Origin of the sequence: Pseudotabrizicola sediminis, assembly GCF_004745575.1 — a bacterium.
Classification (GTDB): domain Bacteria; phylum Pseudomonadota; class Alphaproteobacteria; order Rhodobacterales; family Rhodobacteraceae; genus Pseudotabrizicola; species Pseudotabrizicola sediminis.
Genome location: NZ_RPEM01000004.1, coordinates 165081 through 178349 on the forward strand (window position 1 = coordinate 165081; position 13269 = coordinate 178349).

At 62.6% G+C, this 13269-nt stretch carries 14 protein-coding genes and 1 pseudogene; 6 read left to right on the plus strand and 9 right to left on the minus strand.

The genetic code is table 11. From position 1 onward, the window contains the following. Positions 1-149: 149 nt before the first annotated feature. Together EEB11_RS07650 and EEB11_RS07655 are read left to right on the plus strand one after the other, a co-directional pair. Positions 150-1052, plus strand: a complete 903-nt coding sequence (locus EEB11_RS07650; RefSeq protein ID WP_135429913.1) for a GntR family transcriptional regulator — start codon at positions 150-152, stop codon at positions 1050-1052. Positions 1053-1095: 43 nt separating this feature from the next. Then, entirely contained in the window at positions 1096-2127 is a 1032-nt protein-coding gene (locus EEB11_RS07655) for a LacI family DNA-binding transcriptional regulator (protein ID WP_135429915.1), read from the plus strand. Here the strand turns inward: EEB11_RS07655 and EEB11_RS07660 are convergent. The 7 genes and pseudogenes from EEB11_RS07660 to EEB11_RS07685 form a co-directional block, all read right to left on the minus strand. After that, positions 2110-2778: an adenosylcobinamide amidohydrolase gene (locus tag EEB11_RS07660; RefSeq protein ID WP_135430173.1), complete on the minus strand. Its 669-nt coding sequence runs from the start codon at positions 2776-2778 to the stop codon at positions 2110-2112. The two genes, EEB11_RS07655 and EEB11_RS07660, sit on opposite strands and share 18 nt — an antisense overlap. Then, positions 2778-3513, minus strand: a pseudogene (locus tag EEB11_RS07665) (ABC transporter ATP-binding protein). Before EEB11_RS07665 ends, EEB11_RS07660 begins: the two are co-directional and overlap by 1 nt. Further along, positions 3510-4496: a FecCD family ABC transporter permease gene (locus tag EEB11_RS07670; protein WP_135429917.1), complete on the minus strand. Its 987-nt coding sequence runs from the start codon at positions 4494-4496 to the stop codon at positions 3510-3512. Before EEB11_RS07670 ends, EEB11_RS07665 begins: the two are co-directional and overlap by 4 nt. Beyond that, a complete protein-coding gene (locus EEB11_RS20300; RefSeq protein WP_354002085.1) occupies positions 4493-4942 on the minus strand; it encodes an ABC transporter substrate-binding protein in 450 nt (149 codons plus the stop codon). The genes EEB11_RS07670 and EEB11_RS20300 overlap by 4 nt, the downstream gene beginning before the upstream one ends. A 142-nt stretch (positions 4943-5084) precedes the next feature. Next, the gene (locus EEB11_RS20305) at positions 5085-5282 is read right to left on the minus strand and encodes a hypothetical protein (protein ID WP_354002086.1); all 198 of its coding nucleotides are present in this window, start codon (positions 5280-5282) and stop codon (positions 5085-5087) included. A gap of 25 nt (positions 5283-5307) precedes the next feature. Continuing rightward, on the minus strand, positions 5308-5472 hold the full coding sequence (locus tag EEB11_RS07680; protein WP_167852692.1) for a TonB-dependent receptor: 165 nt from the start codon (positions 5470-5472) through the stop codon (positions 5308-5310). A gap of 112 nt (positions 5473-5584) precedes the next feature. Further along, on the minus strand, positions 5585-6385 hold the full coding sequence (locus EEB11_RS07685; protein ID WP_135429921.1) for a TonB-dependent receptor plug domain-containing protein: 801 nt from the start codon (positions 6383-6385) through the stop codon (positions 5585-5587). 385 nt (positions 6386-6770) lie between these two features. On the opposite strand from EEB11_RS07685, the gene EEB11_RS07690 reads away from it, so the two are divergent. From EEB11_RS07690 to EEB11_RS07705, 4 genes are all read left to right on the plus strand, one after another. After that, positions 6771-7874: an ABC transporter substrate-binding protein gene (locus tag EEB11_RS07690; protein WP_435531100.1), complete on the plus strand. Its 1104-nt coding sequence runs from the start codon at positions 6771-6773 to the stop codon at positions 7872-7874. A gap of 97 nt (positions 7875-7971) precedes the next feature. Further along, positions 7972-8841 carry an ABC transporter permease gene (locus EEB11_RS07695; protein WP_135429925.1) on the plus strand — a complete coding sequence of 290 codons (870 nt, stop codon included), beginning with the start codon at positions 7972-7974 and terminating at the stop codon, positions 8839-8841. Next, positions 8838-9620 (plus strand): ABC transporter permease, encoded by a 783-nt coding sequence (locus EEB11_RS07700; RefSeq protein WP_135429927.1) that lies wholly within the window; start codon positions 8838-8840, stop codon positions 9618-9620. Before EEB11_RS07695 ends, EEB11_RS07700 begins: the two co-directional genes overlap by 4 nt. After that, positions 9620-10681 carry an ABC transporter ATP-binding protein gene (locus EEB11_RS07705; RefSeq protein ID WP_135429929.1) on the plus strand — a complete coding sequence of 354 codons (1062 nt, stop codon included), beginning with the start codon at positions 9620-9622 and terminating at the stop codon, positions 10679-10681. Before EEB11_RS07700 ends, EEB11_RS07705 begins: the two co-directional genes overlap by 1 nt. A gap of 31 nt (positions 10682-10712) precedes the next feature. Here EEB11_RS07705 and EEB11_RS07710 read toward each other — a convergent pair whose 3' ends face one another. Continuing rightward, positions 10713-11873, minus strand: a complete 1161-nt coding sequence (locus EEB11_RS07710) for an iron-containing alcohol dehydrogenase (RefSeq protein ID WP_135429931.1) — start codon at positions 11871-11873, stop codon at positions 10713-10715. Between the two features lie 4 nt (positions 11874-11877). Continuing rightward, on the minus strand, positions 11878-13260 hold the full coding sequence (locus EEB11_RS07715; RefSeq protein ID WP_135429933.1) for an aldehyde dehydrogenase family protein: 1383 nt from the start codon (positions 13258-13260) through the stop codon (positions 11878-11880). Between the last annotated feature and the right edge of the window lie 9 nt (positions 13261-13269).

Here is a 13269-nt window from a genome sequence, read left to right on the forward strand (position 1 = left end):
GTCAGGAACCCCTCCCAAGGTCTTCGACAGGACCACCGACTCAACCGATGGTTTTTATCATTAAAGACACCATGACGCGGCGATTTCGCCTTGCCAACTGTTTTTAATTTTATAATGCATAGAAACAGGGATCGAAGAAAGACGACCCGATGGCACGCACTGACACCCGCTTTCGCCAGACGCATAATGCGCTGCTGGACATGCTGTCCGGCATGGCCATCGGGACAGGTTTGCTGTCCGAGGTGCAACTGGCGGCAAGGCTGGGGGTGTCGCGCACGGTGATCCGGGCCGTGGTGCAAAAGCTCGGGGCGGATGGCGTCCTGCAGGGCAGTGGCCGCGACAAACAGCTTGTGCGGGCCCCAAGGGCCGAGGACCTGCTGCCGCTGCGCGAGGACTACATCGGCCGGGAAGATCTGGAAGCGCGGTTTCTGGACTGGGTGCTGCGGTTTGACGTGCCTGCGGGGACGGCGCTGAACATCACGCAACTGGCGCGGCAGTTTGCCGTGCCGCCGCATGCCTTGCAGGAGTTTCTGGCCAGCCTTGGCCAATCGGGGCTGATCGAGCGGCGCGCGCGCGGGGGCTGGCGGTTGCTGGGGTTCACCGCCGACTATGCGGTCGAGCTGTCGGAGTTCCGGCAGGTGCTGGAGCTGAACGCCGTACGGGCCTTTGCAGCGCTGCCCGATGATCACCCGGCTTGGGCGGCACTGGCCGCGATCCGCGACGAACATCTGGGCCTGCTCGACCGGATCGAGCGCGACTTTCATGACTTTTCGCGACTGGACGGGCGGTTTCACGCACTGATCAATTCGGTGGTCAGCAACCGCTTCGTGGCCGAGTTCCAGAAGGTGATCTCGCTGATCTTTCATTATCATTATCAATGGGACAAGACGATGGAGCGCTATCGCAACGAGGCGGCGATCCGGGAACACCTGACCATCATCACGGCTCTGCAGGCCCGCGAAACCCCCACCGCCGAGGCGCGGGCACTGGACCATCTGGCCACCTCGAAAGAAACGCTGCTGTCGTCGATGCGGGGCCATCATCTGGTGTAGCTTGCGCGAACCGGCTACACCAATTTCAGACCCCCGGAGGATCATGGCCCGTCGCCCCACCATACATGATGTCGCGCGTGAGGCGGGCCTGTCACCGGCCACAGTTGACCGGGTGTTGAACGCCCGCGAAAAGGTGCGCGAAGACACCGCCAACCGGGTATATGAGGCGGCACGCCGGATCGGATATCACGCGGCCCCGCTGATCGGGCAACGGGTGCAGGACGCGCGGCCGCGGTTGCGGCTGGGTGTCGTGCTGCACAAGGAGCGGCAATCCTTTTATCAGCAGTTCCGGTCCGAGATTGAAAAGGCAGTGTCAGCGGCCGTCGGCGTACGCGCCAGCGTGCAGATCGCATTTTCCACCTCGCAGACCCCGGCGGATTTTGTGGCGCTGATGGAGGGTATGGCGGGCAAGGTCGACGCCATCGCCGCCACCGCCGTCGCCCACCCCGAGGTGACCGAAGCTGTACGGCGCATCAATGCGGCAGGAGTCCCCTGTTTTGCGCTCCTGAACGATTTTGCCCAAGGGGTGCGGCAACAGTATATCGGCATGAACAACATGAAGGTCGGGCGGATCGCGGCGCAGATGATCAGCCTTGCCTCGCACCAGCCCGGCAAGATTGCGGTGTTCATCGGCGGCACCCGCTGGCACGGGCACGAGCTGCGGGAAACGGGGTTTCGCAGCTACATCCGTGAATATGCACCGGCATTTCATGTGCTCGATACGCTGGTCAATCTGGAAACCCGGCAGCTGACCTATGAGGCAACGCTGGATCTGCTGGGGCGTCACGCCGACCTGCGCGGCATCTATTGCGCGGGCGGCGGGATGGAGGGCGCGATTGCCGCCCTGCGCGAAACCCGGGCGCCGGGGGAAGTGGCGCTGATTGTCAATGAACTGACCCCGGAAAGCAGGACCGCGCTGATCTCGCGCCATGTGACATTGGTGATCGCGACGCCGCTACCTCGGCTTTGCGCCGATCTGGTGACCCTTGCGGCAGAGGCAGTGCAGAACGGGCCGCCTTCAACCGGTGGGCAGCATTTTCTGACGCCAGATCTGCATTTACCCGAGTCGGTTTGAGGCCTGCCCGTTTTCTGCGATCCATTCCGCCGCGCCTTGGGCCACTGCCCCGCGAACCGCCGGGCCTATTGCCTCACCCAGGGCCGTGTGTGGGCCGGCAAAACCCGCGGCCCCCGGGTCGGCTGCAATGGCGATGCAGTCGGTGCCGGTGCATGTGGCGCAGTTCCGATCCGGCAGGCGCAGCCCACAGTCCATGATGGCAGCGGTGCGGGCCTGTGCAACAATGCTCAGCGCCTCGATCTGGGCAGACTCGGTCAGACCGGGGTTGATCTTAATCAGAATGTTGATGGTACCATAGCTGCCCTGCGTACCTGCCATCGGCAGGCGCGACCCGACCGCCTCGGCATTGCCCAAGCCGGTGGTCGCAAGACAGGCCACGTCATACCCCTCGACCCGGGCTTGGGTCTGGACAAACCGACCAACATTGCGCGAGGTCAGCATGCCAACAGCCTCTGCATGCCCCAGCCGCGCCAGATCGCGGGCAAACCAGTCTGACACATCAAAATCAGCTGTCAGGTCGGCATTGCGCACCTCTCGCCACAGAATATGCCGGGCCATCACAAAACCCGGGCGATAGAGCGCAAAGGACAAGACCCGCCGCGAGCGGTGCAGATCGGCCAGAAGCCAGGGGCGGTCCAGCGTGACCGTCATCACGGTGCCAGAGTCTCCATCGGCTGAAAGACCAGGCCTTGCGCGGTATCGGCGCGGAACGCGGTCACGCCGAACACCCGGGCCATCAGGTCATCGGTCAGCACCTTGTCGGGTGGGCCATCGGCGGCTATGCCGCCCTTTGCCACCATGATGATGCGGGTGCAATGGCGCGCGGCCAGCCCCAGATCGTGCAGCGAAACAATCACCGAACGCCCCTCGCCTGCCAGATCACGGAATACGCGCATGGTGCGGATCTGCTGGGCAGGGTCCAGCCCGGCAATCGACTCGTCCGTCAGCAACAAGGGTGTGTCCTGCGCGAGCGCCCGCGCGATCAGAACCCGCGCCTGTTCACCTCCAGAAAGGCCACTCGCCGCGCGGTTACAAAAGGCACCAAGACCCATGCGGTCAATGGCACGCTCCACGCTCTCATGATCCGCGCCGCGCCATGGCTCCAAGTGCCACCAGATGCCGCACTGTGACCGGCCAGGCAATTTCGGGCGACTGCGGCAGCCACGCCGCCTGTGTGGCACGCACCGAAGGCGGCAGGACGGCCAGCGACGACTGCCCCTCGGCCCGCATCAGGCCAAGCGCCGCGCGCATCAGTGTGGTTTTCCCGGCACCGTTCGGGCCGATCAGGCCGATACATTCCCCGGTGCCCACTTGCAGGGAAATGCCCGACAACACGGCGCAAGGACCGCGACGGGCTGTCAGGTTTTCAAGCGTCAGCAAGGTCATGACTGCCCCCGCATCCGCCAGATCAGGTGCAGGGAGATCGGAGCCCCCACCAGCGCCATCACCACCCCCAGCTTCAGATCTCGCCCCGGCAGAACCAGCCGCACGGCAACATCCGCCGCCAGCAGCAGCGCAGCACCACCAAGCGCCGAGGCCAACAACAGCCGCGACGAGCTGCCGCCCACCAGCGGGCGCAGCACATGGGGCACCACCAACCCGACAAAGCCGATCGCCCCCGCCACCGCCGTCGCCGCCCCGACCGAGGCCGCCACCCCGCCCAGCAGCACCAACCGCAGGCGCGACAGGTCAAACCCCATCGAGGCCGCAGCATCCTCCCCCAGCGTCAGTGCTTCCAACCCACGCCCGGTGCGGGCAAGCGCCAGCCAGCCGAACGCCATGATCGGCAGCGCCATCCACACATGGTCAAACGACCGATCAGCGAGCGAGCCCATCATCCAGAATACAATCTCATTCGCGGCGAAAGGATTGGGCGACAGGTTTAGCAATAGCGATGTCAGCGCAGCGGTCAGGGCTGAAAGGGCAATACCAGCAAGGATCAGGGTAAAGGCCCCGCCCCCCGGCCCGGCCAGAAACAGGATCATCGCCACACCGATGACCGCCCCCAGCAGGGCGGCAAAGGGCAGGGCCAACGTGAACGCCATCGCAAATCCGGACTGCAAGGCCAGAACCGCCCCCAGCGCGGCCGAGGAGGACACGCCGATCAGGCCCGGTTCCGCAAGCGGATTGCGCAGAAAGCCCTGCATCGCGGCACCCGACAGGCCAAGGCTGACACCAATCATCACCGCAAGAATGGCACGCGGCAGCCGAATCTCGCGCATGACCATGGTCAGCGGCCCGCCATCATCGCTGATCAGGGCCACAAGGCTCTCGCCCGGTCCGACCGGGGCGACACCGGTGACCAGCGATGCTGCGAACAGCAACGCGACAAGGGCCGTCAGACTTAGGATCAAAAAGCGGAAGCTCATGGTGCGACCCCGATGGAATCCCGGGCCACGCGCATCCGCGTGACAGCATCCACCACGCTGGGCAGACCACAAACCCAGTCGCGGTCTTCCAGCGTTTCGCGCCCCCCGCGCAGCTGCGTCAGCGCCGGATGTGACAATATCTCTTCGGCGCGCGAGTTGCCGGAGTAGGTCTCCCCCACCACCACCAGATCGGGGGCGGCCAGAATAAGCGCCTCCAGCGGCAGAAAGCCACCGTGGGTGAGACCAAGCTCTGCCGCAAGGTGACTGAACCCGGCAGCGCGGATGATATCGCCCGACAGACTGTTCGCGCCCGGCGTGTAGCCATTGGCGGCATAGGTGGCAGCTGTAGGGCGATGCGCCGGCACTGCGTCGGCCAGTTGTGCCAGCCCGGCATCAAAGCGGGCCAGCATGGCTGCGGCGCGGCCTTGCTGGTCAAAGGACAGCACCCATGTCAACCATGCCCTGCCGCACCTCGGCCAGCGAGGCGGCAGGCGGAAAGGTCGCCACCGGAATGCCGAGCCGCTCCAGCATCGCCACGGTCGCACCAGCAGTAAATGTACCAGCCAGAACCAGATCGGGTTTCAGCAGCTATACCTCTTCCGCAAGGGCGCGGTTGGCCGGACAGGCCAGTGCCTCATCCACCATGACCGAAGACCGCGGGTCCTGCGCAAGGAAAGACACAGAGATAAGCTGGCCGGGCTCGGCCAGAAGCATGGCCAGCTGATCGGTGCACAGGTTGATCGAGACGACGCGTTGCGGGGAGGCGGCAAGGACCGGCCCCCCCAAGAAGAGGCCCGCGAGCAGAGCTGCCCTAAAACTTTGCACGAAGCCCCACATAAGCCGAGCGGCCAGCCGAAGCATAGCCAGCAGAGATCTGGAAATCAGCGTCAAACACATTCTCGAACCGAATATAGGCCTCGGCATTGTTCGATACCTGATAGGTAGCCTGCGCATTGACGAGTGTATAGTTGGGCATTCTAGAGTTGCCAAAATCATCCATTCGCCCCGCCGCGTGTTTGACTGCAAGACGGCTCTGTTGCAACAGGGCCCTTCCAGCCGGAAAACCGTGGCTGGCACCACTGCACCACTCACGAATTCATGTTCAGCCCCCTTTCGAAGGAGAGACTTTCTTCTGGGGTCAGTGCGGGGTTACCAACGAAATACAGCGAAGGATAATTGCCGAACCTTTCGTCAATTGACGGCGCGCGATAGCCCGTCGCCACCGCTGCGCGCAAGGTCGTCGCGTCATCGGGACGGACGGCCAAGGCAACGCGCCCTGTCGCAAAGTTCCCAAAAGTGAAATTGTAGTCCATGCGTGCCGTCGCCGAAATGTCGATCTGGCTGTTCACGGCCCAAAGCGCCTGAGCAAACGCCCCGGACAGACGGATATCGGCGATATCCTCAGGAAGGTTGGTGAACTCGGCCTTTTCCAACATGGTGTCGGCACCGTAAACTAGGGACGGCGTATCGTCGAACCCTGTTGTCGCTTGCCAACTGGCAGTGGTGCGGCTTACCTTAAACTGGCCCACGCCGTTTTCATCGGAAACGTCGCGACCAATCTGATAGCGGGTCAGGTCAAAGACATGCTCGGTACTACCCTGTGAAAGCTCGGCAAAAGCACGCACGCCAGTTTCAGCTGAAGATTTCAGGTTGGGAAGATCCTGAAAGATATGGCTGCCAAAGACACCGTCATTGGGGTCAGGATCCACATAAACATACCCATCAAACTCGGCTTCTGTTCGCTGGCGAAACGCCGCACCACCCATGGCGAGCGCGTCACTAATATTGTAGCGCAGCGTAGTTGACAGGCGCGTGGCTTCGGCTCCGTCCCGCTCTGTGCCAGTCGCAGCCGCCGAAAATCCATCGGTCAGCAGGTGGCTCAGCGTCATCGACGTTTCAAGTTTGTCGGGTTCGATCGGTCTGTCTGAGGCAAAGCTTGCGGATTTTGTGGCGAACTCCGTAGGCCGTGGCGGACGTGGCACTGCCCTGACGGCACGAAATCGCTTACATACCGGGGCGATCAGGATCTTTTTGCCTATGCAATGGGCATCCGCGCCTGCAGGTTGCTGGGCAAAGCCTCTGAAGACACGATATAATTGTTTCAGCCTACGCTCTTGTGAAAAAATTGTCACATGACAGCGATAGGTGACTTGTCTGACCCGCTCATGCGCCCTTAACCTCTGCCAATAAACCGCGACTCCGTTCCGGTCTATCGGGCAGGCGGGACGGAAGGGAAAGCGGGACAGAAATGATCAACCGGGAGAGACTCCAATGATGACAAAGAAAATGCTGGGGCTGACGACCAGCCTTGCGATGCTGATGACGGCACCGCTGGCATCGGCACAGTCGATGGCCGAGCTCGAAGCCGCCGCGAAAGCCGAAGGCATGCTGACCACCATCGCCCTGCCGCATTCCTGGTGTGGCTATGGCGACGTGATCGCCGGGTTCAAGGCAAAGTACCCCGAAATCACCGTGAACGAGCTGAACCCGGATGCCGGTTCGGCAGATGAGATTGAGGCCGTGAAGGCCAACATGAACAACAAGGGCCCGCAAGCGCCAGACGTGCTGGACATCGGTTTGTCGTTCGGCCCGGCGGCTCAGGCGGAAAACCTGTTGCAGCCGTACAAGGTCTCGACCTGGGACACGATCCCCGACGATGCCAAGGATGCGGATGGCCATTGGTATGGCGACTACTACGGCGTGATGTCCTTTGCCGTAAACACCGATCTGGTGCCGAACCCGCCAATGTCCTTTGCTGATCTGCTGAAGCCGGAATACATTGGCCAGGTGGCTCTGGCGGGTGACCCGCGCGCTTCGAACCAGGCCATTCTGGGCGTGCTGGCGGCTGGCATGGCACGCGGTGCCGAGCCGGGTGCAGCCGCTGCCGAGGCGGGCCTCGCCTTCTTCAAGGAACTGAACGACGCGGGCAATTTCGTGCCGGTGATCGGCAAGGCCGGCACTCTGGCCCAAGGCACGACGCCCATCGTCATCCAGTGGGACTACAACGCGCTGTCCACCCGCGACTCGTTGGCCGGCAACCCGCCGGTCGAAGTGATCGTGCCATCGGACGTGACGCTGGCCGGTGTCTATGTGCAGGCGATCTCGGCCTATGCGCCACAGCCGAATGCCGCGAAACTGTGGATGGAGTACCTCTACAGCGACGAAGGCCAACTGGGCTGGCTGGCAGGCTACTGCCACCCGATCCGCTTCAACGATCTGGTCGCACGTGGCGTTGTGCCGCAAGAGCTGATGGATGCCCTGCCGCCAGCAGACGCCTATGAGCGCGCAGTGTTCCCATCGATTGACGCTGTCAATGCCAATGCCGCCGCCGTCAAGGCCGGCTGGGATAGCGTTGTCGGCGCAAACGTCGTCGAATAAGCGAGCCTGACAGCCCAGGTCCGGCCCCCGTCATGGGGCCGGACCGATCTCCCTGATCCGGCACCGACGGGTGCCGCCTGCGAAAGCACCGCACCGCATGGCCAAGCCTGTGATCCTGAGCCAACATCTGCCCCTGCGCTGGCTGGGCGTGCTGCCGTTCTTTGCGTTTGCCTTTTTGTTCCTGATCTTGCCGACGCTGTATATCGTCATTGGCGCGTTCCGCACCCCGCAAGGCGGCTTTACCTTTGATAACATCATCGGGCTGAACACGCCGACAATCCTGAATGCCTATTGGCTCTCGATCAAGATCAGCTTCTGGTCGGCCCTGCTGGGCTGCGTGATCGGCTTTGCCATGGCGGCGGCGATCACCGTGGGCAATACAGCAAAGGGCCTGCGCAACCCGCTGATGACCTTCTCTGGTGTTGCTTCGAACTTTGCCGGTGTGCCGCTGGCCTTTGCCTTCATCGCCACCGTGGGCCCGGCCGGGATCATCACCCTGTACCTGCGCACGGAATTCGGCATCAACCTGCGCGCCTATGGCTGGAACCTGCTGTCGGCCTGGGGGCTGATCGTGACCTACCTGTTTTTCCAGATTCCGCTGATGATCCTGATCATCACCCCCGCGCTGGACGGCCTGAAGCGCGAATGGCGCGAGGCGGCCGCGATTCTCGGGGCCACGGGGCCGCAATATTGGCGGATGATCGGCTTTCCGATCCTGCTGCCGTCAATTCTGGGCACCATGGCGTTGCTGTTTGCCAATGCCTTCGGCGCGGTGGCCACGGCGATCGCCCTGACCGGGCCTCAGCTGAACATCGCGCCGATCCTTTTGTTCTCGCAGATCCGGGGCGACGTTCTGGGCAACCCCAATCTGGGCTATGCGCTGGCCTTCGGGATGATCGTCATCACCGGGCTGGCAAATGCGGTTTATATCTGGCTGCGTGCGCGGTCTGAACGGTGGCTGAAATGAGCCGAATTTTCGCCTGGGGTGCGCTGCTTACCGGCATCACCTTCTTCCTCCTACCGCTGTACGGGATGACCGATTTTTCGCTCCGCATGCGGCGGGGAGTTTATTCGCTCGACGCTTACCGCGCTGTTCTGGCCGACCCGCAGTTTCAGGCGACCTTCGGCTATTCAGTGATAATGGCGCTGTTCACCATCGCCTTTGGCATCCTTCTGGTCGTGCCCACCGCCTATTGGGTGCGGCTGAAAATGCCGGAGCTCCGCCCCGTGGTGGAGTTCATCACGCTGTTGCCGCTGGTGATCCCCGCCATCGTCATCGTGTTCGGCTATATCCGGCTTTACAACACCTCCAGCTGGCTGCCACTGACCGGCTCGGCCATGGGCACCAACATTCTGCTGATGTTCGGCTATGCCACGCTTGCGCTGCCCTATATGTACCGCGCGGTTGATACCGGGCTTCGCACCATTGACGTGGGCACGCTGACCGAGGCGGCGCAAAGCCTTGGCGCGGGATGGGGCACCATCCTATCACGCATTATCCTGCCGAATGTGCTGGGCGCTGTGCTCTCGGGGGCATTTCTGACCTTTGCCATCGTCATCGGCGAATTCACCATGGCGGCCTTGCTGAACCGGCCGGCCTTTGGCCCCTACATGCAGATCCTTGGCGCGAACCGCGCTTACGAGCCCTCCGCGCTTGCCGTGATCGCCTTTGCCATCACCTGGGCCTGCATGGGTCTGATCCAGCTTGTCACCCGGTTTTCCAAACACGAAAGGGCGAAAGCCTGATGTCTTTTCTGACCCTGACCCATCTTGAGAAAACCTTTGGCCAGAACCGTGTTGTCAAGGACTTCAGCCTAGACATCGACCGCGGCGAATTCATTTCGCTGCTCGGCCCCTCCGGCTGCGGCAAGACCACGGTGCTGCGCATGATTGCCGGGTTCGAGCAGCCCACGGCGGGCGGCATCACCATTGACGGCAAGGATGTCACCGCTCTGGCCGCTAATTCGCGCAACATCGGGATGATGTTTCAGGCCTATGCACTGTTTCCCAACATGACCGTGGCAGATAACGTCGCCTTTGGACTGAAGGTGAAAGGCGCACCCAAAGCGGAACGTGAGGCGCGGGTGGCCGAGATGCTGGCGCTGATCGGGCTGGCCGATCTGGGCGGGCGCTATCCGTTCCAGCTGTCGGGCGGCCAGCAACAGCGGGTGGCTCTGGCCCGGGCGCTTGCACCGCGCCCGTCGGTGCTGCTGCTGGACGAGCCGTTGTCAGCGCTGGATGCCAAAGTACGGGTGTCGTTGCGCAACCAGATCCGGCAGATCCAGCAGGATCTGGGGATCACCACCATCTTCGTGACCCATGATCAGGAAGAGGCGATGAGCATTTCCGACCGGATCGTTGTGATGAACGGCGGCGTGGCCGATCAGGTTGGCGCGCCGTTTGAGATTTACAACCGGCCGACCACCAAATTCGTGGCCAATTTCGTCGGCACCCTGAACACCTTCGAGGTCGAGGTGGCCGATGCGGCATCAGGCCGGGTGATGCTGGCCGGTCAGGGCCTGACCCTGCCGAATGCGCCGCTGGCGGCACGGACGGGCGAAAAGCTGTCGGTAGCGCTGCGCCCCGAGGCTTTGCGTCTGGGCCGCCTGCCCGATGCCGAGGCGCTGCTGACCGCGCAGGTGACCGATGTGCATTTCATGGGGTCGGTGATCCGGGTGAAAGCCGATCTGGCGGGCGCTGCCGTGTCGCTGGATACCTTCAACCGCCCCGATACTCCGCCGCCCGTGGTGGGCAGCGCAGTAGAGGTCAGCCTGTCTGGCCGCGATTTCATTCTGCTGCAGGCATAAGCTGGGGCGGCAGCGCCGCCGCCCCCATCGCTTACAGGCAGGCGTCAAACAGCGCGCGGGTGTTTTCCCGCGTCATCGCAACCGGGTTGCCGCCGCAAGACGGGTCTTCCAGCGCCATGTCGGTCAGCATGTCCAGATCCGCCGCCTTCACGCCCATGGCGGTCAGGTTGGCCGGAATGCCCAGCGTTTCGCGCAGGTCCATGATGGCGGCGCGGAAGCCAACAAACCCGCCCGCAATGCCCAGGTAGGCTGCGGCCGCAGTGATCCGGTCCTCAATCTCAGCCCGGTTGAAATCCAGCACCATCGGCATCACCACCGCATTGGTGGTACCGTGATGTGTGCCGTAAACTGCGCCCACCGGGTGTGACAGGCTGTGAATGGCACCAAGCCCCTTCTGGAATGCCACCGCGCCCATGGCCGCCGCAGACATCATATGGCTGCGCGCCATCAGGTTGGTCGGGTCTTTGTAGACCAAGGGCAGGTTCTCAAACACCAGCCGCATGCCCTCCAGCGCGATGCCTTGCGACATCGGGTGGTAGAACGGGCTGCAATAGGCCTCAAGGCAATGGGCCAGTGCGTCCATCCCAGTGCCAGCGGTAATGAATTTCGGCATCCCCACGGTCAGCGCCGGATCGCACAGGGTGACAGCGGGCATCAGTTTGGGATGGAAGATGATCTTTTTCTTGTGGGTTTCCGAGTTGGTCAGAACGCCCGCGCGCCCCACCTCGGACCCGGTGCCGGCAGTGGTGGGTACGGCAAGAATAGGGGCAATCTTTTCGCCATCGGCGCGGGTGTACCAGTCGTCGATATCTTCCAGATCCCAGACCGACAGGTCTTTGCGCTGATGTGCCATCAGCGCAATCATCTTGCCCAGATCCAGCGCCGAGCCGCCGCCAAAGCAGATCACCCCATCATGACCGCCCGCCAGATAGACGGCGATGCCGTCGGCCATGTTGTTCTCGTTCGGGTTAGGGTCGACTTCGGAAAACACCGCGCGACCCAGACCGGCGGCGTCAAGCACCGCCAGTGCCTCTGCCGTGATCGGCAGGCTGGCCAGTGCCTTGTCGGTCACCAATAGCGGCTTCATCAAGCCGATGCTTTTTGCATGATCGGCCAGTTCGGAAATCCGGCCAACGCCGAATTTGATGGCGGTCGGATAGGACCAGTTGCGGGAAGGCACGCCGTGCGACATGAGGTCAAGCTTTCTTGAGGTGATAGGATTTTGGGCGGGTTACCGAATGGAACCCCAGATAAGACAACGAGCTGCCGCGCCCGGTGTTCTTGCAGCCGGTCCAGCACAGGGCGGGGTCAAGGTAATCGGCGCGGTTCATGAACACGGTGCCGGTCTCGATCTGCGCGCCGATGGCGGCGGCGGTGTCGTAGTCTTCGGTCCAGATACTGGCGGTCAGACCGTATTGGCTGTCGTTCATCAGGGCGATGGCTTCGGCATCGTCCTTGACCTTCATGATGCCGACGACGGGCCCAAAGGATTCCTCGGTCATCACCCGCATCGAATGATCCACATTCACCAGCACCTGCGGCGCAAGGTAGGCGCCACCATCATCGGCCGGGAAGTTTGCCGCGTCGATCAGCGGCTTGGCCCCGGCGGTAATGGCTTCGGCGATCTGGTCGCGCACCACACGCGCAAAGCGCGCATGCGCCATCGGCCCCATCGTGCTGTCAGCCTCAAACGGGTTGCCCAGTTTCAGAGTGTTGGTCCATGCAACGGCTTTTTCCACAAAGGCATCGTAGAGGGACTCGTGCACATAAATCCGCTCTATTCCGCAGCAGCACTGGCCTGCGTTGAACAGCGCGCCATCCATCAGCGTATCCACTGCCGCATCCAGATTGGCATCGGCCCGGACATAGCCCGGGTCCTTGCCGCCCAATTCCAGCCCCAAGGGCGTGAAGGTGCCCGCCGCCGCACGTTCCATCGCCTGCCCGCCCGCGACCGAACCGGTGAAGTTGACGAAATCAAAGGAACGCGCCTTGATCAGAGCTTCGGTCGAGGCATGATCAAGCACGATGTTCTGGAACACGTCCTCGGGAATGCCAGCGGCGTGGAACGCCTCTGCCAGCCGTTCGCCCACGAGCAGGGTCTGGCTGGCATGCTTCAGCACCACGGTATTCCCGGCAATCAGCGCAGGAACGAGGGTGTTGATCGTGGTCAGGTAGGGATAATTCCACGGCGCGATGATGAACACCACACCCAGAGCCTCGCGCGCGAGATAACGGCGGAAGGTGTCGCCATCCTCGACCATCTTTGGCGCAAGGGTTTCCGCCGCAATTTCGGCCATATAGTCGGTGCGGGCATTCACCCCGCCGAATTCACCGCCGAAACGGGTCGGGCGACCCATCTGCCATGCCAGTTCCTCGACGATCACGTCCTTCATTTCGTTCAACCGGATGACGCCCGCCTTGACCAGCGCGATACGTTCTTCCAGTGGCCTTGCAGCCCAGGCTTTTTGGGCCGCGCGCGCGCGGGCAACGGCGGCTTGCGCAGCGTCAGGTGAAAGCGGTGTGCGCTCGGCATAGACCCGGCCATCGACCGGGGAAATCAATTGGATGGGCTTCATCATCGCGTCCTC